Source organism: Rhizobium grahamii (genome assembly GCF_009498215.1).
GTDB classification, from domain to species: domain Bacteria; phylum Pseudomonadota; class Alphaproteobacteria; order Rhizobiales; family Rhizobiaceae; genus Rhizobium; species Rhizobium grahamii_A.
In genome coordinates this window covers 1,476,241-1,499,542 of sequence record NZ_CP043499.1, presented here as the reverse complement: position 1 = coordinate 1,499,542, position 23,302 = coordinate 1,476,241, and the positions used below count along the sequence as shown (strand labels likewise).

Below are 23,302 nucleotides of genomic sequence, written 5' to 3'. Positions count from 1 at the left end.
CTATGCCTCCTCGAGCCAGAAGCAATCCGGCATGTAGATGCCGAGGAATGACGTCGGGTCGAAGCCGTACAGCGCTTGCTCAGGCACGTTCTGCAGCTTGGCCGATCTCAGGATCGGCTGCAGCGTGCTGTTGATCAGGCCGATGGAGAAAACCTGCTGGGTATAGAGCGACAACATCTGATGCCAGATCGCCTCGCGCTCTTCGAACATGGTGGTTTCGCCCCATTGATTGAGCAGGGCCACCAGCTGTTTGACCTCGGGCAAATCGGGTGCCTTGCCTGCCTGCCCGGCGGAAAGGTAGTTCATGCCCCAGAGCGGCCATTGCAGTTGATCGTCGAGCGTCGGCGCGAGTTGTCCGGGCGACATGTCGGCCGTCGCAATACCGTTGTCGATACCGAACCAGATCGACATCATGATGGAGCCGCTCATGGCGCGATTTCGGAAGATGTCGCGTTGGGACGTGCGGGTATAGAGCGCGAGGCCTATGACCTTCCAGTGATCGCGCACCAATTCCAGCACGTCGGTATCCAGATTGCTTTCGCCGGCCGTTTCGACCGTGATCTCCGCGCGCCGGCCGTCCGGCAATAGGCGAAAGCCCTCGTCGTCCCGCTTATCCAGACCGATCTCGTCGAGGAGCTTGTTCGCCGTGTCCGGATCATGGGCGATGAAGGCGTCGGCATACTCTGGCTTGTAGAGCGGGCTTTCCGGTAGCACCGTGTCGGCGCTCGCCCGTCCAAGCCCGTAGAAGGCAACCATGTTGATTTCGTGCCGATCGACAGCAAGCGAGAGCGCGCGCCTAAAACGAACATCGCTGAAAAGCTTCCGCCAGACTTCGTCGGCGCAGTTGAGGTTCGGCAGCAGGGCCACGCGGGAGCCGCGCGCCTGTTTCCAAAGGTTGACCTTCACGGGGAAGCGCTTTTCCGCATCCTTCAGGAAGGTGTAGTCGTTGAAGTCGATCCCCGTCGCCTGAAGATCTGATTCACCGGCGCCCGCCTTGGCGGCGATGATCGATGACGAGCTGACATTGAGAATGAACTTGTCGATATAGGGAAGCTGCACGCCGTTTTCGTCGACCCGGTGGAAGAACGGGTTGCGCACGAAAACAAACTGTTCGGCAGGCGGGCGCGTCGTGTTCACCCATGGATCGAGCATCGGCAGATCTGGATTTTCGGGTCGCGAGGCACGCGACATCTTGATGTGGAGATCGGCCCATTTCTTGACCCGGTTTTCCTTCATCAGTGCCGATAGGCGGAAGTCGTCCTGATACTTCTTGTGGAACTGCTTCAGATACTTGCCAGGCCCGAAGATGACGAGCGGCAATGGACCGGCAAGCGCCGGCATGAAGTTTGGATTGGGCTTTGACCAGGTGTAGCGGACGGTCGTCTGATCCAACATCTCGAACTTCGGCAGTTCCCCGTGCGGGCGTAATTCCAGCGCGCCGCCGCCTGGCGTCAACTCGCTGTTGAGGATGACGTCTTCCCACCAATAGCGGAAGTCGTCGGCCGTGAACGGGGATCCGTCAGACCAGCGATGCCCTTCGCGCAGATAGAACGTGAAGACGGAATCGTTCTCCGAGGTGAACCCCATGAGAATGTCCGGCTGGAACTGCAGCTTCGTGTCGTAGCCGACAAGCCGCGCATAGCCGTAGATGGTCATGTAGCGGATGTCTTTGGCGCTGCCGATGATGGTGCGAACGGTACCTCCATAGGTTCCCGCGCGGCGGCCCGATTCCTTCATGTTGACGATGCGTGGATGTGTCGGCAGCCGATCGACCATCGGCGGGATACGATCCGCTCGCAGCCAGTCACGGAGAAATTCCGGTTCTATGTCGCGGTCGGCCGCGGCGTTCGCAATCGACGGGGCGATTGCTGCTCCAACAAGGCCGCCAAGGAAGCTGCGCCGGGTTACCATGACCGAAGCTCCTTCGCATCGGCGCCCTTGCGGGCGCGTACCAGGTGTCCGTTGCCGAGATCGGCGTAGGCGAGTTCGGAGGCGTCGTCATGCTCGGCGGTGAAGGTTATGCCCCAATTCTGCTTGTCAGCCGCTCCGTTCTTCCGCAGCGCCTCGAAATCGAGGGGCCGATCCAGATCGGGGAAGGGAACGGCGGCCAGCAGCGACTTGGTATAGGGATGAACGGGGTCACGCAGGATGATCTCGCGGGGAGCGATCTCGACGATGCGCCCCTTGCACATGACCGCTATCCGATCCGCCATGTAATCGACCACTGCGAGATTGTGAGAAATGAAGAGATAGGTCAGCCCGAGTTCCTTCTGCAGGTCCTTCAGCAGATTGAGGATCTGGGCCTGAACGGAGACGTCGAGCGCAGAGACCGGCTCGTCCAGAATGATCAGTTTCGGACCGAGCGCGAGCGCGCGTGCTATCCCGATGCGTTGGCGTTGGCCGCCGGAGAAGCTGTGCGGGTAGCGATTGAGATAACGCTTGTCGAGGCCGATGGCGCCCATCAGGGCTTCGACCTTGCTGTTTCGCTCGGCGCCGTTGCCGCGATCGTGGATTTCCAATGGCTCGCTCAGAATGTTGCGCACCGTCATGCGCGGGGAGAGCGATGAAACCGGATCCTGGAAAACCATCTGGATCTTCGTCCGCAATTCCTGCAGGTCGTCGCCTTTGACCGAAAGGACGTCGATCACTTCCTTGCCGTCGTCGAACACAACGGAGCCGCTGTCCGGGGTGATCGCCCGCATCAGGATCTTGCTGACCGTGGTCTTGCCGCAGCCGGACTCCCCGACAAGTCCGAGGCATTCGCCGCGGCGAATATCGAAGCTGACGTCGTCGACAGCGCGGAAAGCGGTTGCTTCGCGCGTGCCGAAGAGACCACGGCTGCGCGCCTTGAAGGTCTTGGAGAGGTTGTTCACCGACAGCAGGACCTTTGATCCGTCGGTGCTCTCGGCACTCTTCTTCTTTCCGATCAGGGATTCGAGATTAACAGGCACGTCGCGCAGCGCCTTCAACCGTTCTCCCGCCCGCATGTCGAAATGGGGGACGGCGGCCATTAGCCCCTTCAGATACGGATGTTGCGGATTGCGGAAGATGGCGTCGACAGGCCCGGCTTCCATGATTTCGCCGTGGTAGATCACCACCACTTCGTCGGCCATGTTGGCGACGACGCCGAGATCGTGGGTGATCAGCAGCATCGCCATGCCGAGCTTGTGCTGCAGATCGCGCAGGAGTTCCAGGATCTGCGCCTGGATCGTCACGTCGAGCGCGGTCGTGGGCTCATCGGCGATCAGCAGGGCTGGATTGCAGATCAGCGCCATCGCGATCATCGCGCGCTGGCGCATCCCGCCGGACAGTTCGAACGGATACATGTCAAAGGTGCGCTTCGGATTGGCAAAACCAACAAGCCCAAGCATCTCTTCGGTCTTCTGCCGCGCCTCGACCTTGTCCGCCGACGTGTGAATGAGCAGCGCTTCGCTGATCTGATTGCCAACCGTGTGAATTGGCGAAAGCGACGTCATCGGTTCCTGGAAGATGGTCGCCATGCGGCGCCCTCGCAGATCGCGCATTTCTACGCTATCGCGGGAGTACTGAAGAATGTCGGTCGTCTTCCCGTCCAGCGGATCGGTGAACAGGATTTTTCCCTGTGCTTTGGCCGGATTGGGCAAAATGCCCATGATGCTTTGGCTGATGACGGACTTGCCGGAACCGGACTCGCCGACCAGCGCCGTGACCTTGCCAGGCAGGATGCGAAGATTGGCGTTTTTTACGACGCGCAGGCTGTCGCCAAAAACCGAGAAGGAGACGTCGAGGTTCTCGATGCGCAGCAGATCGGAGGCGGACGCCATACCAATGAAATTCCCCAGTTTTCTTCGTTCCCGTTGAGGCACACTAGCGTACCGCAATCAGGGTGTCCAGTTGATGACGGACAGCGAAAAATCGGGTGATATGGGCCTGCTGCGCGAACGGTGAAACAACTACCCGGCAGCGAGGCTGGCTATTGGATGAACTTCTCGGGCACAGGCGATTGCGCCTGCTTGCGGGCGTCCCTATGCAGGAGAATGACCTGTTCTGCTTCGGAAAGAGCCGTCTGCGGCGCTTCTACGTAGCTTTCCTCGGTTTCAAGCAACGGCGCGGGCGCGCGCGGACGCAAGACCGTGATCTTCTGGCGGACTCCCGAAGCTTTTCCTCACCGAGCGTCGTCCACTCGCCGCCGCAATAACCGGCAAACGCCTGGCTGGCGACGACCTCGTTGTTGTACTTCTTGGTGAGTGCCTGCAGGCGCTGTACTTCGTTCACGGCCGAACCGAAGGCCGAGAAGGTCAGCCTGTCCTTAAGTCCGACATTGCCGAACATCACGTTGCCAACGTGCAGCCCGATCCCGTACGAAATCTTGCTGAGGCCCTTCTCCTGCCGCTCGGCATTGAGCTCGGCAACGCGCGATTGTGCCTGGTGAACGGCCGAAAGCGCTGCCTGACAGGCAATCTTTGAAGGATCCTTGTGGCGCCCGCACGGATAGACCGCCAGGAAACCATCCCCGATGAAGCTCAGGATCTCACCGCCGTTTCGATTGAAGGGCGCGGCAATCGCGTCGAAGAACTGGTTGAGCGTATCGATGTAGGTCTGGCGCCCTTCCTTCTCGGCATACATGGTCGATTGCCGCATGTCGCCCATGACAAGTGCTGCGCGGATCGTTTCGCCGTCGCCGCGCCGGATCTGTCCGTTCAGCACGCGCTTGCCGGCGTCGCCACCGAGATAGGTGGTCAACATGTTGTTGGCGAGTTTGCCGAGAACCGCCATCTTTGCAGCCACCGCCAGGTGGTTCTGCATCCGCAGAAGCGCTTCGATCATGTCGTCTGAGAAGCCGGAATGGCTATCTGTCGACCAGGAGCCCATCATGCCCTGCACGGACCCGTCGCCGAAGGGCTGAACGAATGCGAGATAGTCGGTGATGTTCTCTTGGCGAAGGTCGGCGAAAACCGGAAATTCGGCGGGACCCTCGGCGGGAATGCGGCGCCTGATATGCTGAAGGTTGTTGTCGAGCAGGTAGTAGTACGGGCTCTGCAGAAAGCGGTCAGGCTTCTGGCCGGCCGTGTGGCGATAGCCCTCGATGGTCACGCCGCTAGCGCGCCGCCAGGTGAAGCTCAGCGCATCATAGAGCGGATGGAGCATCGAAAAGGTAAGATGCACCCGCGCGATCGGAAGCCCGGCGGCTGCAATGCGCTCGCAAAAACCGCGAACGATGTTTTCGAGATCGTCGCCGGCCAACGAGGAGTTCGTTAGCCACTCTGCGACGCGGTCCAGCAAAATAGATGAGACCCGGAAGTCGACTGCGCCCATTCCTGGTAGTATCCTCATAAGGCACGCCACTCCTCGAAAGTCGCCGATGCATCCTGCAGCAACAATGTGCGCAGGTGAGCGGAGAAGATGGACGCGTGATATTATTGTGTCAACAATGCGCCGGAGAACCCGGCTGCGGCACCCTCAAACCCTTGATATGCGGGCTCGGCGGGCAGTCCTTTCTGGTGGTTCGTTGTCTCAGGTAGATAGGCGTGCGCACCAGGCAAAACAATGGGGCGTGCATATTTTCTGAGCCAGCGCTGCCATCTCGTTAGGCATTTGCGACTTTTCAGTTACACCACCTTTGGGTTGTGTTTCCGATTAACCTACGGCGGGGCGTCGATCGAATTCGCGTGCGCAACAATAACCGGGCCGGCCGGGTTTCAATCCCAATCGTCTTACATTAAGTCAGAGGCATCTGACTATTTTGATACGAGACCTGCCTTGGCCAGTTCCCCCATGTTCGACGCTCTTTTCCGCAAGATCGAAACTCGCGAGGCGCGTGCCGGCGTCATCGGCCTCGGCTATGTCGGGCTGCCGCTGGCCATGGCGATTGCGCGTAGCGGCTTTCCGGTAACCGGGTTTGACGTCGACCCGGGCAAGATCGTGGCGATCGACGCGCGCCGCTCCTACATAGACGCGGTCTCCAGCGACGATCTTGCAAAACAAATCGATGCCGCACGGTTCTCCGCGACGACCGATTTCGCCGGCCTCGCGTCGTGCGATGTCATCATCATCTGTGTTCCAACACCGTTGACGAAGCATCGGGACCCCGATCTTTCCTTTGTCGAGGCCACGTCCCGCGAAATAGCGGCGCATCTACGCGGTGGCCAGCTTGTTGTTCTTGAATCGACGACCTATCCGGGCACCACTGATGATGTCGTCAAGGTTATCCTTGAGAAGACGGGCTTGAAGTCCGGAACCGATTTCTTCATTGGCTTTTCACCGGAGCGGGAAGATCCAGGCAATCATCACTTCAACACAGCCACGATTCCAAAAGTCGTCGCCGGTGACGGCCAAGATGCTCTGGCGCTGATGACGGAATTCTATGGCGCGGCGGTCAAAACGGTGGTGCCAGTCTCCTCGAATGCCACGGCAGAGGCGGTCAAGCTTACGGAAAATATCTTCCGCTCGGTCAATATCGCGCTGGTCAACGAATTGAAGACCGTCTACGCCGCGATGGGGATCGACGTATGGGAAGTAATCGACGCGGCGAAGACCAAGCCGTTTGGCTATATGCCCTTCTATCCGGGTCCGGGCCTCGGTGGCCATTGCATCCCGATCGACCCCTTCTACCTGACCTGGAAATCCCGCGAGTACGAACTGCCGACGCGCTTCATCGAGCTTGCCGGTGAGATCAATTCGGCCATGCCGCGCTATGTCGTCGGAAAGCTCGCCGAGGCGCTCGACATTCGCGCCGGCAAGGCGCTCAGCCGATCGCGCGTGCTGATTGTTGGCCTGGCCTACAAGAAGAACGTGGCCGACATACGCGAGAGCCCGTCGTTGCGGCTCATCGAGGTGATCGAGGAGCGCGGCGGTCACGCCGATTTTCACGATCCCCATGTGGCCGAGATCCCGCCTACGCGCGAGTATCAAGCCCTCAAGGGCCGCAAGTCCGTTCCGCTGAGCGCCGACGTCATCAGTGGGTACGATGCGGTCCTGATCGCGACCGATCACGATGCTGTCGACTACCCATTGCTCGCTTCGAACGCACCGATGATCGTCGATACGCGCAATGTATTCGCGCGCCGCGGTCTGGCCAAGGATCACATCATTAAGGCGTGACGTTGCCCAACGTCTTGCCGGTGAGCTGGCTCGCGGCAACGGCATAGCCGCCGTTCGCGCCGTCGATGAAATGCATGTGATCGCGCGAAACTGGTGTCGGTACAAAGCAGGTCATCAATGCGGATTTCTGGCGGTGCAGGCCGTAACGGGCGATCCCGCTTGCCTGTGCGTCGGCGAGAAGCGTCTGGATGCGCTGCAGGTGAGCGTCGTCGACATCGATCGTCATCTTTAGGCCGTCATCGAATTTCCGGAAATCCGAATTGTCGGCGACGTCGCGTTTGTATCGCCGAGCGTCGAAGGTGCCGAGGCGAATACCGAACCGATGCAATGCCACCGTCAGCACGATCTGCATCAGGATCCACAGCCGCTGAAAAAGCCGGCGTTTTGCGGGAGCCGTGGCGCGAGCCTCACGGTTGATGCCCTTGATCGAGAATGCGAGTGCAGGCCCGTCGGCGGGCACGGGGTGCCCCGCACGGTTCTGTTCAGCCGAGATTGCAACGATCGCAGCGACCAGCTCCCGAAACTGCGGCGTCACGCCGACCTCTCCGGGAACCGCAATGATGGAGACGATCTCTCCATTCTGGGCCTCGATCGGATTCCAGCGACAGGAGAGCCCGGCCAGATCGGGGCGAGTACCGGCAGGGGCTGGTGCCACGCCGTAACGTCCGGCCTTCATCTGTCTTTCCGCCCAACTGGTGCCGCCGCCCGCAAACATTGCGTAGCTGACGAAGGGGCTTGCCGAATAGCGCGCTACACGGACGTCGAGACCCTCATGACGAATGTCCGCCACTGGTACGATTGCGATCCGCAACTCCAGGTCCAGATCTTCTGCGACCCAGCGTTGGACGGCCGCGAGAGCGTCGCGTGCCTGCGTTTCCAGCGAGGCAGGCAGCGCCACGAGCGCACCATCGCCCCCAAAGACAAAGGGGAAATCGCCTTTCTCGACGGCATTGAGGACCGCGGAGATGACGCTGGCGCCGGCCATGTTGACGTCCTTGTAGCGCCCGTCCACGATCGCTTTCGTCGAGCCGACAATGTCAGCCAGCGCCAATATCCATCCCTCTGGCAGGGGGCGATAGTTGGCCGTGTCTGCCACGCCCTCGAACTGGTCGAAGACAGGTACGCCGGCAAAGAAGGATAGATCGTCGGTATCGCTCATCAAATTGCTTAGAACAGAGCCTTGGCCCTCTCGCAATGAGATTTTGCTGGTGCGTGCGCGATGATCTCGAAGCCGTGACCGGAGGCGGCAAAACGTCAACTTGCGCGCGCTGTCTTTTGCCGTTAGCTCTGTGCCGGGTTGCCGACAGCGTCGCAACTCTGCGTGTTGCTGCAATCCAGGACACATCATCCCCTTCCGCAAGGTCGCCACCGCGATCTCGCAAATCAATGAACGGACTAAGCATAAATGAGCCGTCTCGACAGCTTCATTCGCCGATTGACGGCTCAGCGCGATATCCTGAATGCAATCGTGGAACTCGTTGATGGCCGCGAAGGACCGGTGCTCGAATTCGGTCTTGGCAATGGCCGGACATACGATCACCTGCGCGAACAATTCCCGGACCGGCGGATCATCGCCTTCGACCGCGAGGTGCGCTCATACTCCTCCTCGACGCCGCCGGCCGAAAACATGGTGACGGGCGATATCCGCCAGTCGGGCCAGGATTTCCTCGGCATCGGTGCAGCGCTCGCCCATGCCGATATCGGAACCGGGCATGATGATATCGACGCGATCACGCTGACCTGGCTGCCGCAATTGATGGAGGGCGTCCTTGCTCCCGGCGGCATCGCAGTCAGCGGATTGCCGCTCGAACGTGATGCATTGGAGCCCCTGCCGCTTCCGCCCGGCATCAAAGAGGGCCGCTACTTTATCTACCGGAGGCGCTGATTACGGGAGGAACAGCACGTCGTACTGATCGAGGCCGCCAGGCAGATCGATGACGTCCATTTCCTGTTCGTGGTCTTCGAAGAAAACCAGGCAACGGCTGTAGAAGCCCGCAAGCCAGGCGACGAATTCGCGTGTCTGCCCCGGGCCGTAGAAGAGTGGCGTGAACTCCATATAGAGCGGCACGCGGCGCACCAGAAGCGGCACCATCGAACGGCAGGCAACCGGTTCGTATCCTTCGATATCCATCCACACGAGGCCGATTGCGGCAGGATCGATCGATAGGTCAAGCAGGATTTCGGTGACCGGCTTCACCGGTACCGTCGTTCTGACATCGTTGGAGCTCTGCCGGATGGCGCTGCTCTTGCCGTGGTTGTCGGCATGCATGAAGAAATCGATCTCACCCGCCGCGTCGCCCGCCGCGCAGTTGACGAGGGTCACGGCATTCTCGAGGCCGTTCTGTCGAACGTTGGTCTGCAGCAACGGAAAATTGCGTGGATCGGGTTCGATGCTGATGATGTGGCTATAAGCGCGGCTCAAGGCGAAGTAGACGGTTTGCGTACCGATGTTGGCGCCGATTTCCAAGAGTTGTCCACTGCTCTCGAGGATGCCTCGGGCGCGCAACACCGCCAGTAGTCGGTCCACATGGTCACGCTCGAAGTGGCCCTTGCGAAAGACCTTGCGGCCAATGTAGTCGGATGGCGCAAAGGTCATCCGGTGATCGCCGGCATCGACCGTCATCGAAACCACGCGCTTGCCGATATTCTCGATCAGCAGCCGGCGGCCGGTGCGGGTATCGAAAAAGCGACTAACGAGTGCGTTGCGCATTTTCCGCAGGCGCTTGCGCCAATATTTCTTGATCTTCACGCCGGAAATCATGCGCTCCCTTCAGGCAGTCCGGCCGCTTTATCTCTCGGAATCATATAGACTTTCAAGGGCAGGGCGCGACCGCGTACGCTGATTTCCCGACTTTCGATGCCTGTGAGCTCGATCCCGGCGAGAGCGGCCACGGGTTCGGAGATGACGAGCGCAACGTCGAACTCCTTTGCCGCCGTTTCAAGTCGGCTCGCGACATTGACCGTATCGCCAATCGCCGTGGTGCTGCGCACCCGACCATATCCCAGGGTGCCGACGACTGCGGGGCCCGTGTGGATCCCGATTGCGATACGCAAGGGCAGGGACAGCTCCTCCGACAGTTCATCGCTGAGCTTTTCGATGTCGCGTGCAATCGAGGCCGCGGCCACTAGAGCCTGTCGACATGCCTGCTCCGGAGAAGAACCGATTCCGAACAGCGCCATGGCGCCGTCGCCGATAAACTTGTCGATGCGCCCGCCCGCCTTCTCGACCGCATTGCCGACGAGCGCGAAGTAGCGGTTCAGCAGAAACACGATGTCGAACGGCAGGCGTGTTTCGGTCAGCGTCGTGAAGTTTCTGATGTCGCAGAAGAGAACGACAATCTCTCTTTCGCGACCCGGCGACGTTTCCTGCGTATTGGCGGGCAACGCCGTCTCTGCGGCGGCTACCAGCAACGGCACGACAGTGATGTCATGGTTTGGATGTAGTTGGCACGCCAGCCGCACGTCGGCGGCGGCGTTGATGCGTTTCAGCGTCGAAAGTTCGAGTTTGTCGGGCGCCGGCAGGTCCTCGTATTGATCGAGAATTTGCACGCGGCACGTCGAACATTGGCCCTTGCCGCCGCAGACCGAGTAATGCGGAATGCCGGCGAGCCGGCTGGCTTCGAGAACGCTGAATCCCCTCGGAACCTGAATAGACTCGCCGCTTTGATATCGAACGGTGATCTGATCGACACGCTCGCGCCATCGCCGCACGCCACGGGCAGCGACAACGCCGAGCAACGCCGTTGCGAAGGAACCATAGAGCCCGACCCGGATCATCGCGATCTCGGCTTGGGCTGCGGGATCGGTCAAATAGCGTGTATTGAGATTGGCCTCATAGCGTCCGGTATCGACCATGCCTTCATAGGCAGGCTCGGCGATTGTCCGGCCCATTTCGATAAAGCCCAGGATTGCCAGAACAGGCACGAGGATTGCCACCGCCAGGAGTGGCGCGACGATATTCTGGTACCAGGGCCTGTAGCGAAGCCAATAGTGGAGCCCGATGCAGCCATGTACCCAGACGACAACAAGCGCGATGACCTGGCGCAAACCGTTGCCGGGGACATTGATCCATAGCTGCCGCACGATCGTCTCGTAATCATCCCGGTAATGGAAGAGCGCACGTGCGATGCGGGTCCCGATCACATGGTCGATGAGAAGGAGCGGGATGGCGAGGCCGAGCAAGATCTGCGCCGTCTCGCCTTTGGGCATGACCAGGCTGCGACGAATGTAGATCGACCGAAGCACGAGGGCGAGATGGGTGAAGATCGCCCCATAAAGGGCCAATGTGCCGAGCGGGTTACGCCAGAGCGCCGTGAACAGCCGGCGCCCCTCGTCAGCGGCGGAAACCGAAATCAGCCCCAGCGCATGATTGGAAAAATGCAGGGAAATGAAGACGAACATGATGAGGCCGGATCCGAGCCTCGCCCGTCTCACCGAGCGCTCCGAAAAATCGATGCTGGCTGCGAGGCTCGCCATTCAAACCCGTTCTTGAATACCAAATCAGAAATGCACTAGAGATGGGGCAATTAAGGTGAAATTGCCGCCAGGGACCGCGATAGCCTGTTAAATTTTGATCCAGCAAGCACCCGGGGAAGAACCATAGCAAATTTTCGGACAGCGATCCCAGTCATCCGCGGTGAACAGTCTGTCTCGGTGCGAGTGGCTTCATGAAGATCGCATTCTACGCCCCGCTGAAGTCTCCCCGTCATCCTGTCCCTTCGGGCGACAGGCTGATGGCGCGTCTTCTCATGCGGGCGATGGAAATCGCCGGCCATGACGTCGAAGTGGTGTCCGATTTTCGCAGCTTTGCGCCCACACCGCAGCAAGCGATGGACGTCAGCGCAAAGGCCGGCGAGGAGATTGAACGGCTGCGGCTGAAATGGGCGTCCGGCAAAAAGCCGGATCTCTGGTTCTGCTATCACCCATATTACAAGTCGCCGGATCTCCTCGGACCCATTCTATGTGCCGAGTTCGGCATACCCCATGTCACGGCAGAGGCGTCTCATTCGCCCAAACGCGACCGGGGCGAATGGGCACCATTTCAGAAACAGGTCGTTGCCCAGGTGACGAGCGCGCGCATCAATATAGCGTTCACCGACCGTGACAGGATTGGGCTCGAACGCGCGGTGCCCGGCGGACGCTTCGCCTCCATTGCTCCGTTCGTCGATACGGCGCTGTTCGATATCGCCACAGGCAATCCACAACCGAAGGCCCTGATCGCGGTTGCGATGATGCGAAGTGGTGACAAATTCCAGAGCTACGCGATGCTTGCCGATGCCCTGCGCCTGATAGCGGATCAGCCGTGGAACCTGACCGTCGTCGGAGACGGACCAAGCCGTCACGAGGTCGAGCAGCTGTTTTCTGGCTTAGGTGCAAACCGGGTCCGGTTTCTTGGTGAACTGAGCGCCGAGTCAATTGCGGTGGAACTCGCGAATTCCGGTATCTATGTCTGGCCAGGCTGCGGGGAGGCATACGGTTTGGCCTACCTGGAAGCGCAGGCGGCGGGCCTGCCAGTCGTCGCACAGAACACGGCGGGCGTTCCGGAGGTGGTCAAGTCAGGCGTAACCGGATATCTGACGCCTGAGGGTGATGTCGCCGCCTACGCAGCTGCCGTCGCTGGCCTCTTGTCCGATCCCGCGCAGCGGAGCGCGATGGGCTCGCGCGCCCGCCAGTTCGTGTTGGGCGAGCGGTCGCTACCGCACGCGGCACAAGCCCTCGACAGGATTTTGCAGGAAAGCGCGGGATGAATGGCATGACAAGCAACAACGTCTGGGAACCGCTGCGCATCGAGCTGGCGCGTTGGCAGGATGCCGGACGCAAAGCCCGCTTCTGGCTGCGCGACGATGATGCCGTCGAACCGACTGCCGCGCTGGAGCGGCTGTTGCAACTGACAGCAGCGAAATCCACACCACTGACCCTTGCTGTCATCCCGGCGGCCACGGGCGAAGCACTAGCCGAGCGGCTTGCCGCTCAATCTGCGTGCCTCGTTGCATTGCATGGCTGGTCGCATACCAATTATGCCTCCGCCAACGAAAAAAAGCAGGAGCTTGGAAGCCATCGCCCGGCCGCTGCCGTGCTCGGACAGTTGGCTGACGGCTTCGGCAAACTCAAGAACCTTCACCACGAGCGATTTGTCCCCATTCTTGTGCCGCCGTGGAACCGGATCAGTTCTGCGCTGCTGCCTGACCTGCCCGGTATCGGTCTCGAAGCGCTCTCGGTCTATGGTCGGGCGTCCACGGCTGACGGGATCGGCCTTCTGAACACGCATGTCGATCTGATGGACTGGCACGGCACCAGGGGCGGTCTTCCCCACGAACAGCTCGTTGCCATGCTTGTGCGGGAACTCGAGGCGCGCGCCGACGGCGATGATGAGCCCGTCGGCATTCTCGGTCACCACCTTGTCCATGACGAGACCGCCTGGAGCTTTCTCTCGGCCCTGATCGACGAAACCCACGACCACCCTGCGGTGGCCTGGAAGGGCTCCGACGAGCTTATAGCGAGCTAGAGTTCAACGACCTGATTGTCGCGGGCTGCGAAGGAGCGCGGGAAGGCGGCTTGCGCGTCCTTTTCCATGGCTTCGAGCTGAGTGTCGGTGCGCGAAGGTGCGTGATGGAAAAGGGCGAACTGCTTCGTCCCGGCGGTCTTGGCGAGTTCGACGCCGTGCTGCCAGGTCGAATGACCGAAGCCCTTGAAGCGCTGCATCTCGTCTTCGTTGTACGTACAGTCGTAAACGGCGAGATCGACGTCCTTCATCATCTCCAGGGCAACCGGATCATAGACACCGGGAATATGCTCGATGTCGTAGATGAGGGCGACGGAGCGGCCCTGCCACTCGACGCGGTAGCCGATGGCCCCGCCTGGGTGGTTGAGCATGAAGGTCTTCACCTTGACTCCCGGATGCGGCTCAAGCGTCTGGCCGGCATGGAAGTCGCGAAAGCTCATCGTCGCCTGGCAGATATCGGTCTTCACGGGGAACCATGGCGGGCTGATGAACTGTTCGATCATCTCGCGCGTGGTCATCTTGCCATCGAGGTGTCCCGACCAGATCCTGAGGTCGATCGTCGGATAGTAGATCGCCTTGAAGAACGGCAGGCCGATGATGTGATCATAGTGGCAATGGCTGAAGAACAGGTCGACGTCGTGGACGTTGTCGTTGAGCAGCGAAAGCCCGGCCTCGCGAACGCCTGACCCGGCGTCGAAGATCATGCGGTGCTCGCCGCAGCGCACTTCGATGCAGGACGTGTTTCCGCCATAGCGATCGAATTCCGGGCCGGAAACCGGAATGCTGCCGCGGACGCCCCAAAACTTTACCTGAAAGAGATCTTTACTCATCGCGTCTTCAAAAGGGACCGGCCTCGCCATGTCGTCGCAATCATTTTCGAGGCTTTGAACCCAACCTTGGATGTCATGGCCCGCCTGTATCCTTCGCACCGTATCTGTCTGTTGCCAGACGCAGTTGTCTCCTAAGCAAGCGGGTTTTGCATCGGAAAGCAACTGTTTATGGTTCGAATTCGGTAAACAGGAGATAACTCCCGACCAAAATGAAGCCGCAGATCATGCAAATCGTTCCAAACAGATAGGAACTTGCGCATGTGAATACAATTGTCGAGCCTATGCGGCTAAAGTCGAAGCCACGCTGTCGCCCGAAACGAGCGGCCTTTAATGAAGGCCGCCCACTCCAAGCAGGCGTTCAATCGTGTCGTGGTCGTCGGCCAATGCCTGCGGCGTGCCTGACCAGGCAAGCTTGCCGCGCTCCAGAACGATCACATGGTCTGCAAAATCGAGAGCGCTCTGGATTCTCTGCTCGACCAGCAGGATTGTCATGTCGCCGCGCTTGGCAAGCTCGGCGAAAGCAGCCATCAGCTCTTCGCAAATGACGGGCGCCAGCCCTTCGAGCGGCTCGTCAAGCAGAAGCACCGTCGGCTGCCCAAGGATACTGCGGGCCGTCGACAACATCTGCTGCTCGCCGCCGGATAGCTGGTTGCCGAGATTGCGCCGCCGCTCTTTCAGCCGCGGGAACATGCCGTAGGCTTCCTCGAGCGCGCTTTTCGGCCGGCCCTTGAGGCCGACGAACAAGTTTTCCTCGACCGTCAATGTTGGAAAGACACAGCGGGCCTGCGGCACATAACCCAATCCCCTGTGAGCGCGGCTGGCGCTCGGCATCGAGGTCACGTCGGCGTCTCCGATCCGGATCGTGCCGTCATAGCGCTTGGTCTGCCCGGCGAGCGTCGCAAGCAGCGTTGTCTTGCCCATGCCGTTGCGGCCAAGGACAGCAAGGCGAGCGCCTGCGGGTACGGAGAACGAGACGCCTTCCAGCACGCGTGTCGGTCCATAGCCGGCGGACAGGTTTTCAACCTCAAGCGGCGTGGCTGGCATTGGCATAGCTCCCGAGATAGGCCTCGCGAACGCGGGCATCCTTGGTGACGTCGGCGGGCGAGCCGTCGAAGATGATCGCGCCTGCGGCGAGAACCACCACGCGCTTGGCAAAGCGGAAGACGAGATCCATGTCGTGCTCGATCATCAGGACAGCGAGATCGGCCGGCAGATCGGCAAGCGCCTGCTCGATGCGCCCGGTGTCGCTTTGGGGCACGCCGGCAGCAGGTTCGTCGAGCAGCAGCACTTTTGGACGTAGCGCCATGGCGACGGCGATCTCAAGGAGGCGCTGCTGGCCGTAGGCTATCTCGCTGACCTTGCGGTGCATGAGAGGGGCGATGCCGAGTGTGCCGAGCAGATCGCCGACCTCGTCCATCACGTCGGGCATGGCAAGAAAATTCCCGAACATGCGACCCGTGCGTCCCTGACGCTGGAGGATGGCAAGGGCAACATGCTCGGCCGGCGTCATCTCCTGGAAGAGCCGGGTAACCTGGAACGAGCGCACAAGTCCGCGTTTCACGCGACCATTGGCGCCGACTTTTGTGACGGTCTCGCCGGCAAGGCGCACATCGCCTGAATCCGGCTGAAGATTTCCGGTCACAAGATTGACGAAGGTGGTCTTGCCGGCGCCATTCGGGCCGATCAGCGCCACTCGGTCGCCCGGCGCCATCGACAGGGAGACGTCGTTCGTCACCGCAAGGCCGCCGAAGGATTTCTTCAGGTTGAGGACTTCGAAGACGGCGCTCATTGTCCGGCCTCCTTTCTGCGGTTCAGGAAGGCCGCGGCAGTGCCATAGAGGCCCTTCGGCGCGAAGAGGACGACGGCAATCAGCAGCGCGCCGACCATCGTCAGCCAATGGAAGGGGTTAGCAGCCGAGACATAGTCCTCAAACAGCATGAAGATCACGGTGCCGGAAAGGGCGCCGAATAGCGAACCCGTGCCGCCAAGAACGAGCATGACGAGCGACTCCGCCGACATGGTGAAGGACAAGCTGTCCAGCCCGACGACCTGTGTGGTGATGGCATTGAGCGCCCCCCCAACACCGGCGACCGCGCCTGATATGACATACATCTTCATCAGGGCCGCCTTCGGCGAAGCACCCATGGCGCGAATGCGCACCGGGTCTTCCTTGATCCCGCGACACAGCATTCCGAAAGGAGAACGGACGAGCAGGCGCAGTACCACGAAAACGATCAGCAGAAGCGCGATCGCAAAGGCATAGGCCGTATGGCCGTAAAGATCGAATTCGAAGTAGCCGAAGATGGGGTCGGCCGAAATGCCGGAGAGACCGTCGCTGCCTCCGGTCCAGCCGGACGCCTTGTTGGCGAATTCGTGGAACAGATTGATCAGTGCGATAGAGAGCACGAGCTGCGGCAGGCCGTGACCGCGAAGGATCACCGCACCGCTGATCAGTCCGGCCGCTGCCCCGCCAACGATGCCGGCAAGGGTCATCAGCAGAGGGTCGTTGATGCCGTAGTGCGCCGAGAGGATGCCGGCTGCATAGGCTCCGGAACCGAAAAGCGCGGCATGGCCAAGCGTCGCCACGCCGCAATAGCCGGTGACGAGGTCAAGCGAGAGGACAAGCAGAGCGATGGCGACGATGCGTGTGAGCAGCGCCAGATTGTCCGGAAAGATGAAGTAGCCAATGACGGCAACCACGATGATCGCCGCAAGGCCGGCGGCATCGCGTCCGAACGAACGATGGGTGCGGGCGGCGGCGGAGGTTGCTGTTTCGGTGTTCATGATGGCAGCCATCCTATTTCGTCCTCCCCGCAAGACCGCGCGGGAATATGCAGATGATGGCGATAACCGCGAGGTAGAAGAAGAATTCGCCGAATTCCGGCATGAGGTAGCGGCCCGTGGTGTCGATACCGCCGAGCACCAGGCAGGCGATCAATGCGCCGGGGATTGATCCCGCGCCCCCGACCGACACCACGACGAGGAAGGTCACCATATAGCGCAGTGCGTAATAGGGCTCGACCGGCAGGAGTTCAGCGCCGACCACGCCGCCGAAGGCTGCGAGCCCGACGGCCACGGCAAAGCTCAGCGCATAAATGATCTGCGTGCGTACACCAAGCGCGGCGGCCATCGCCGCATTGTCGACGGAAGCGCGCAGTTTCACGCCGAAGCTCGTCCTTTCGATCGCGTACCAGAGGCCGCCTGCGACGGCGAGGCCGCAGAGGATCGCGAAGAGGCGATGCACGGGAATGGTTCGGAAGCCAAGGTCAGCTGAGCCCTGGAGCTCCGATGGCAACGGAATCGTCTTCAATGTAGGACCGAAGACATAGTTCGCGATGCCGATGATGCAGAAGGTAATGCCGATCGTCATCAACACCTGCGTCAGTTCGGGCTGGCCATAGATGCGTCTGTAAAGGAAGCGTTCGATCGGAATCGCTATGACGACCGTGCCGACGACGGCGGCAATCACGGCAACGCCATATCCAAGCCCGAGATCGCGTGCCGCGTAGGAGGCGATATAGCCTCCGATCATGGCAAAGGCGCCATGCGCAAGATTGACGACGCGCATCAATCCCATCGTAACCGAAAGCCCGATGGAGATGACGAATAGCACCATGCCATAGGCGAGCGCATCGACGGCTATGCTGAAGACTGTTTGCATGAGGCTATCCCGATGCTGTTCGAGCGGGTCCGCTCTGGAGCCTGGAGCGCTTGCGCGTTCCAGGCATTTCAGATCCGCTGCAGATATTGAAGGCAATTCAGCCTTTACTTCGCCGCGGCGAGACCAGGGTCGCCCTGCTTTTCGAAGGTTTGAACTTCCTTGTTGTAGTATGTGCCGCCATCAGCCTTGGTGACTTCACGCAGGTAGATGTTCTGGGTGATGTGACGGCTTTCCGGATCGATGGAAACCGGGCCTCGCGGGCTGACCCAGGAAAGACCCTTGACCGCTTCGACGGCCTTCGCCGCGTCCTGCTTGCCGCCGGTTGCCTCGATCATCTTGTAGATGACATTCATGCCGTCGTAAGCACCGACGGCCGGGAAGGACAGTTCGGCCTTGTTGCCGATTGCCTTGGAAGCGGCCTCGACAAACGCCTTATTCTCGGGCGAGTCATGCGAGACGGCATAATGGAAGGTCGTCTGGATGCCGAGTGCTGCCTCGCCAAGCGCCGGCAGGTCGGATTCCTGCGTCAGGTCGCCCGGAGCAAAGAACTTGATGCCGGCGGCCTTGAGGCCGTTCTCGTTATAGGCCTTTACGAAGCCAAGCGTGGTCGGCCCTGATGGCAGGAAGGCAAAAACGCCCTGGGCGCCGGAGTCCTTGATGCGCTGCATGATCGGGCTGAAATCGTTGGTCGAAAGCGGCATGCGGATCGCCTCGACGACCTGCCCGCCTTCCTTCTCGAAAGCAGCCTTGAATGCGTTTTCAGCGTCGACACCGGGGCCGTAATCACTGACGACAGAAATGACCTTGCTGACGCCCGCATCATGGGCAACCTTGGCGATCGGCGTCGAGGTCTGCCAGGTCGTGAACGAGGTGCGCACCACAAGCGGGCTCTTCGTGACGATCGCGGAGGTCGCGGCGTTCATGATGACGAGCGGCGTGTTTGCCTGCTTCAGGATCGGAGTCACGGCCATGGCATCCGGCGTGAAATAGAAGCCCGCGAGATACTGGACCTTTTCCTTGACGACCAGTTCCTGCGCCAGCGCCTTGGACTGTGCCGGGTCGGCCGCGGGAAGGTCGCGATAGATAACCTCGACGGTATTCTCGCCGACCTTGTCGCCGTGCAACGCCATGTAGGCGTCGATACCGGCCTTGAAGTTCTTGCCCTGCAAGGCAAACGGACCCGAGAACGGCCCAACGACACCGACCTTGATCGTGTCGGCGTAAGCCGCTGTGCTCATGACGACTGCCGCGACGGCGGCCAGAACAAGCTTTTTCATAAATCCTCCCATTGCTGTGGCGCACTCCCACGCCGGATCAGCCCGAAGCTAACCTTGTGGCGATAGTGTCTCATCCAAAACGGTAATGTAAAATGAAATAAAAGGCGAAATACATAGTTCAGTGGTTATGGTTCGCGGGGCCGATCCTCTTCATGTTGCCGGCCAGTTCAATCGCCAGTCGCAACGACGCGGCCGTAGCCATAACCATTTGCGGCAGGATCAGCCACTCCAGCGTCCAGGCGGCGCCTGATCGCTCTTGTTCGTGCACAAGCGACTGATGCATCCCGGAAAGCTGGGTTGCGTTGAAGCGGGCAAGCGCAACGAGTGCTTCCGCGGCGACGGGATTCTGCTTGTGTGCCATGGCGGAGGATCCGCCGCCGCCTGAAAGCTCGATCTCGTCAACGGCTTGCGCGAGAAGCGCGATATCCTGGCCGAATTTGCCGAGGCTTCCGCTGATGAGCGAGAGCAGGTTGGCAAAATCCGCGATGGCTCCGCGCTGGTTTTGCCATTGAGGCATGTCTGAAAGGCCAAGCTCTTGCGCCAGCGATGCCCGCACCGCGACCGCGCCGTCACGCAGCTTGTCGAGGGTGCCGGCGGCGCCGCCGAACTGCAGAGCAAAGCGAAGTTCCGTCAGCCTGTCACGATACCCGTCGAGGGGTGCGCGCCACGCTCGCAGGCGATCCGACACCGTGATCGGTATCGCTGCCTGCATGCGGGTTCGCCCCATCAGGCCATTCTTGCCGTGCTCTGCGTCGAGCTTGTCCAAGCGACCGGCGACGTGCGACAGCCTGTTTGCGAAGAGGAACGCAACCGCCTTCAGGCGGATCATCAGACTGGTGTCGATCACATCCTGGCTCGTGGCCCCGAGGTGGACACATTCCGAGAACGGAGTTCCAACCGCGCTGCGAAGCTGCTTGACGAGATCGGCGACAACGACACCGTCACGGGCTGTCGCTGTTCTGAGCTGCAATATATCAGGTTCGAAGGTGGCGCAGACGTTTCCGATATGGCGGGCGGCATCATGCGAAATCACGCCGTGAATGGCCTCGGCCCTGGCAAGCGCGGCCTCGAAATCCAGCATCGCGCGGATGTCCGCCTTTGCAGAGAAATAGGATTTCGTTTCCTCGTCGCCGAGCAGGCCGGACAGGAAGGGGTGGTCGAAAGGTGAGGTGGTCATCGGCGTCTTTCTCGCGGGCACCTCTTACTGCGCCCGGAACGGGTTCGTTGCAAGATGCCCGCGCTGCCGGCGGCTCAGATATCCAGGAACACGGTCTCTCTGTCGCCCTGGAGCCTGATATCGAAAGTATATGTCGATCCCTCGCGGCTGGCGATCAGGGTATCGACACGCTCGCGATGCTCGATGCGCAGGAGGAGGGGATCGGCCTTGTTCGCCTCCGCTTCCTCCGGGAAATACATGCGCGTATGCAGGCCGATGTTGATGCCTCGCGCGACGATCCAGACGGTGATGTGCGGCGCCATCTTGCGCCCATCCTTGAAAGGAACGCGGCCGGGCTTGATCGTCTCGAAGGAGAAGACACCGTCGTCCGCGCGGGTCGCGGAGCGACCCCAGCCGGTAAAATTCGGATCGGCCGTGCCACGCATTTCAGAGGGGCTGTTGTAGAGGCCGGCGCTATCAGCCTGCCAGATCTCGATGACGGCATCGCGGACCAGTGCACCGGCTCCATCGAGAACCCGGCCGGTTATTGTGATGCGCTCTCCAAGCGTCTTGTCGTTGACCATCACCGAGCCGAGGTCGGTTTCGTAGACGCCGCCGATGTCGCAGATATTCGGGGTCAGTCCGATGTGGACGTAGGGGCCCGCCGTCTGCGAGGGCGTTTCCTTGAGGTAGCCGAGTTCCTGTACCATCAGTTGCCCTCCATGCGGTTCTCGAACATCGTCGAGCGGCGGCCGCGCAGCACGATGTCGAACTTATAGGCGCGCGCGTCCATCGGGATCGTGTTGCCCCAGTCGAGGGGCGCGATCAACTGCTCGATGGCCTGCTTGTCCGGGATGGTTCCGACGATCGGACACTTCCAGATCATCGGATCCCCTTCAAAGTACATCTGCGTGATCAGACGCTGGGCAAAGCCGTGACCGAAGATGGAGAAATGGATATGGGCCGGTCGCCAGTCATTGACGCCGTTCGGCCAGGGATACGCGCCCGGTCGAACGGTGCGGAAAGAATACTGGCCGTACTCGTCGGCGACGCACCGTCCGCAACCGCCGAAATTCGGATCGATGGCGGCGAGATAGGTTTCCTTCTTATGCCGGTAGCGGCCGCCGGCATTCGCCTGCCAGAACTCGACAAGCGCTCCCGAAACTGGCCGCCCGCGTTCGTCCAGCACGCGACCGTGGACGACAATCCGCTCGCCGATGGCGCTCTCGCCCGGCTTTGCGAAATTATGGATCAGGTCGTTGTCCAGTTCACCGATTATCGAGTGACCGAAAACCGGGCCGGTGATCTCGGAGATCGTGCCATCGAGCGACAACAATGCGCGTTGTGGCGAGCGCAGGACCGAGGTTTTATAGCCGGGCGTGAGGGCGGGCGCGTGCCATTCGCGGTCTCGTGCGAAAAAGGCGCCGGTTTCGGGCTTGCGGTTCGGTAGCTCTGACATCCTATGCCTTTCAGGCCGCTCTTCCGGCGTCCATCTGTTCGAAAACGTGCTTGGCGATCTTGATGGCGTGATTGGCGGCGGGAACGCCGGCATAGATCGCTACGTGCAGCAACGCCTCGCAGACGTCGTCTCGTGAGGCGCCGGTGTTGGCGGTGGCGCGGACATGCATGGCCACCTCGTCATCCTGTCCAAGAGCGGCGAGGAGCGCGATGGTCACGATCGATCGCTCGCGCTTGGTCAGCGTCGGGCGCGACCAGACATGCCCCCAGGCGGCTTCGGTGATCAGATCCTGAAAAGGCTTGTCGAACGGCGTCGAACTGGCCTCGGCGCGGTCGACATGGGCGTCGCCCAGCACGGCGCGGCGGGTGGCCATTCCCTGCTCGAAGCGTTCGGATGGCTCGTGGAGTTCACTCATGAGCTCTTTTCTCCATGCAATGCGAAATCGATGAATGCGCGGATGACCGCCGTCAGCGCTTCTGGCTGCTCCACGCAGGGGATATGCCCGGCATCGCGAATGATCTCGAAACGGGCGTTTGGAATAAGTTTGGCGGTGGACTGGACCAGTTCAGGCGGCGTCGAGCCATCCTGGTCGCCGACGATGCAGATCGTCGGAACGCCAATCCGGGTGGCTGCAACGGTGTAGTCGGCATCGCCGATCGCTTCGCAGGTGGCTATATACCCCTCCAGCGGCTGGCGGACGAGCATGTTGCAGTAGCCGTGATAGGCGGTGTTTTCGGGACGACGGAATGCCGGCGTGAACCACAGTTTCATCACGCCATCGACGATGCTGCCGATGCCCTTGCTGGCTACGGTCGCGATGCGGGAGTTCCAGCTTTCGGTCGTGCCGATCTTATGAGCGGTGTCACAGAGGATGAGGCCGCGCACCAGATCGGGCCGCTGCTCATAGAGCGCCTGCGCAATCAAGCCGCCGACGGAAAGGCCACAGATGAAGGCCTGCTTGACAGCCAGCAGATCCAGCAGGCCGATCAGATCGGATGCATGGTCCTGCATCGAGTAAGGCACTTGGCCGACATCGGAAAGCCCGTGCCCACGCATATCATAGAGAACGATCGCGTAATCACCGGCCAGGCGTACGATAACGTCGCGCCAGATACGGAAATCGGTGCCAAGCGAATTGGCGAAGACAATCACGGGCTTGTCGGCGGCTGCGCCGATCAGCTGATAGTGAATGGCGATATCGTTGATACGAGCAAACTGCACTGCAAATCTCCTCTCTGCGCTGTCTCAGCCGGTCATTCGACCGCCCACCGCTACGCGCAGACCCATTGACAAATTGGATGTTTAATCTGGTTAGGTAAAATGATATTTCATGGCCT

Annotated in this window: 20 protein-coding genes and 1 pseudogene; 4 read left to right on the top strand and 17 right to left on the bottom strand. The window is 60.6% G+C overall.

Translation table 11 applies throughout. The features are described from left to right. From FZ934_RS25675 to FZ934_RS25665, 3 genes and pseudogenes are all read right to left on the bottom strand, one after another. Complete coding sequence (locus tag FZ934_RS25675; RefSeq protein ID WP_153273615.1) at nucleotides 1-1,911, bottom strand: ABC transporter substrate-binding protein; 1,911 nt, start codon at nucleotides 1,909-1,911, stop codon at nucleotides 1-3. Next, the gene (locus FZ934_RS25670) at nucleotides 1,905-3,803 is read right to left on the bottom strand and encodes an ABC transporter ATP-binding protein (protein ID WP_153273614.1); all 1,899 of its coding nucleotides are present in this window, start codon (nucleotides 3,801-3,803) and stop codon (nucleotides 1,905-1,907) included. The genes FZ934_RS25675 and FZ934_RS25670 overlap by 7 nt, the downstream gene beginning before the upstream one ends. Before the next feature lie 149 nt (nucleotides 3,804-3,952). Beyond that, nucleotides 3,953-5,295, bottom strand: a pseudogene (locus FZ934_RS25665) (adenylate/guanylate cyclase domain-containing protein). A 459-nt stretch (nucleotides 5,296-5,754) separates the two neighbouring features. Between FZ934_RS25665 and FZ934_RS25660 the strand changes: the two are divergent. Continuing rightward, nucleotides 5,755-7,080 (top strand): nucleotide sugar dehydrogenase, encoded by a 1,326-nt coding sequence (locus FZ934_RS25660; RefSeq protein ID WP_153274042.1) that lies wholly within the window; start codon nucleotides 5,755-5,757, stop codon nucleotides 7,078-7,080. On the opposite strand, the gene FZ934_RS25655 is transcribed toward FZ934_RS25660, so the two are convergent. Further along, nucleotides 7,070-8,239: a DUF3095 domain-containing protein gene (locus FZ934_RS25655; protein ID WP_153273613.1), complete on the bottom strand. Its 1,170-nt coding sequence runs from the start codon at nucleotides 8,237-8,239 to the stop codon at nucleotides 7,070-7,072. The two genes, FZ934_RS25660 and FZ934_RS25655, sit on opposite strands and share 11 nt — an antisense overlap. A 246-nt stretch (nucleotides 8,240-8,485) precedes the next feature. Between FZ934_RS25655 and FZ934_RS25650 the strand changes: the two genes are divergently transcribed. Next, on the top strand, nucleotides 8,486-8,965 hold the full coding sequence (locus tag FZ934_RS25650; protein ID WP_113364000.1) for a class I SAM-dependent methyltransferase: 480 nt from the start codon (nucleotides 8,486-8,488) through the stop codon (nucleotides 8,963-8,965). Here FZ934_RS25650 and FZ934_RS25645 read toward each other — a convergent pair whose 3' ends face one another. Continuing rightward, nucleotides 8,966-9,841 carry an FkbM family methyltransferase gene (locus tag FZ934_RS25645; protein WP_153273612.1) on the bottom strand — a complete coding sequence of 292 codons (876 nt, stop codon included), beginning with the start codon at nucleotides 9,839-9,841 and terminating at the stop codon, nucleotides 8,966-8,968. Beyond that, on the bottom strand, nucleotides 9,838-11,556 hold the full coding sequence (locus FZ934_RS25640) for an adenylate/guanylate cyclase domain-containing protein (RefSeq protein ID WP_153273611.1): 1,719 nt from the start codon (nucleotides 11,554-11,556) through the stop codon (nucleotides 9,838-9,840). The genes FZ934_RS25645 and FZ934_RS25640 overlap by 4 nt, the downstream gene beginning before the upstream one ends. A 191-nt stretch (nucleotides 11,557-11,747) precedes the next feature. On the opposite strand from FZ934_RS25640, the gene FZ934_RS25635 reads away from it, so the two are divergent. Both FZ934_RS25635 and FZ934_RS25630 read left to right on the top strand, forming a co-directional pair. After that, complete coding sequence (locus FZ934_RS25635) at nucleotides 11,748-12,827, top strand: glycosyltransferase family 4 protein (RefSeq protein ID WP_153273610.1); 1,080 nt, start codon at nucleotides 11,748-11,750, stop codon at nucleotides 12,825-12,827. Nucleotides 12,828-12,832: 5 nt separating this feature from the next. Beyond that, entirely contained in the window at nucleotides 12,833-13,585 is a 753-nt protein-coding gene (locus tag FZ934_RS25630) for a polysaccharide deacetylase family protein (protein ID WP_153273609.1), read from the top strand. Here the strand turns inward: FZ934_RS25630 and FZ934_RS25625 are convergent. The 11 genes from FZ934_RS25625 to pcaD form a co-directional block, all read right to left on the bottom strand. Further along, nucleotides 13,582-14,412, bottom strand: coding sequence for an MBL fold metallo-hydrolase (locus FZ934_RS25625; protein ID WP_153273608.1), 831 nt, complete (start codon nucleotides 14,410-14,412; stop codon nucleotides 13,582-13,584). The genes FZ934_RS25630 and FZ934_RS25625 overlap by 4 nt on opposite strands. 327 nt (nucleotides 14,413-14,739) lie before the next feature. Beyond that, nucleotides 14,740-15,456: an ABC transporter ATP-binding protein gene (locus tag FZ934_RS25620; protein ID WP_153273607.1), complete on the bottom strand. Its 717-nt coding sequence runs from the start codon at nucleotides 15,454-15,456 to the stop codon at nucleotides 14,740-14,742. Beyond that, complete coding sequence (locus FZ934_RS25615) at nucleotides 15,437-16,201, bottom strand: ABC transporter ATP-binding protein (RefSeq protein WP_153273606.1); 765 nt, start codon at nucleotides 16,199-16,201, stop codon at nucleotides 15,437-15,439. Before FZ934_RS25615 ends, FZ934_RS25620 begins: the two co-directional genes overlap by 20 nt. Next, nucleotides 16,198-17,208: a branched-chain amino acid ABC transporter permease gene (locus tag FZ934_RS25610; protein ID WP_153273605.1), complete on the bottom strand. Its 1,011-nt coding sequence runs from the start codon at nucleotides 17,206-17,208 to the stop codon at nucleotides 16,198-16,200. The genes FZ934_RS25615 and FZ934_RS25610 overlap by 4 nt, the downstream gene beginning before the upstream one ends. Nucleotide 17,209: 1 nt before the next feature. Next, nucleotides 17,210-18,073: a branched-chain amino acid ABC transporter permease gene (locus FZ934_RS25605; RefSeq protein ID WP_153273604.1), complete on the bottom strand. Its 864-nt coding sequence runs from the start codon at nucleotides 18,071-18,073 to the stop codon at nucleotides 17,210-17,212. A gap of 104 nt (nucleotides 18,074-18,177) precedes the next feature. Continuing rightward, complete coding sequence (locus FZ934_RS25600; RefSeq protein ID WP_153273603.1) at nucleotides 18,178-19,350, bottom strand: ABC transporter substrate-binding protein; 1,173 nt, start codon at nucleotides 19,348-19,350, stop codon at nucleotides 18,178-18,180. A 118-nt stretch (nucleotides 19,351-19,468) separates the two neighbouring features. Further along, a complete protein-coding gene (locus FZ934_RS25595) occupies nucleotides 19,469-20,527 on the bottom strand; it encodes a 3-carboxy-cis,cis-muconate cycloisomerase (RefSeq protein ID WP_153273602.1) in 1,059 nt (352 codons plus the stop codon). Between the two features lie 74 nt (nucleotides 20,528-20,601). Beyond that, on the bottom strand, nucleotides 20,602-21,216 hold the full coding sequence (pcaG, locus tag FZ934_RS25590; protein WP_153273601.1) for a protocatechuate 3,4-dioxygenase subunit alpha: 615 nt from the start codon (nucleotides 21,214-21,216) through the stop codon (nucleotides 20,602-20,604). Next, nucleotides 21,216-21,965 carry a protocatechuate 3,4-dioxygenase subunit beta gene (pcaH, locus tag FZ934_RS25585; protein ID WP_153273600.1) on the bottom strand — a complete coding sequence of 250 codons (750 nt, stop codon included), beginning with the start codon at nucleotides 21,963-21,965 and terminating at the stop codon, nucleotides 21,216-21,218. Before pcaH ends, pcaG begins: the two co-directional genes overlap by 1 nt. 10 nt (nucleotides 21,966-21,975) lie before the next feature. Beyond that, nucleotides 21,976-22,380 carry a 4-carboxymuconolactone decarboxylase gene (pcaC, locus tag FZ934_RS25580; RefSeq protein WP_153273599.1) on the bottom strand — a complete coding sequence of 135 codons (405 nt, stop codon included), beginning with the start codon at nucleotides 22,378-22,380 and terminating at the stop codon, nucleotides 21,976-21,978. Continuing rightward, nucleotides 22,377-23,186 (bottom strand): 3-oxoadipate enol-lactonase, encoded by an 810-nt coding sequence (gene pcaD, locus FZ934_RS25575; RefSeq protein ID WP_153273598.1) that lies wholly within the window; start codon nucleotides 23,184-23,186, stop codon nucleotides 22,377-22,379. The genes pcaC and pcaD overlap by 4 nt, the downstream gene beginning before the upstream one ends. Between the last annotated feature and the right edge of the window lie 116 nt (nucleotides 23,187-23,302).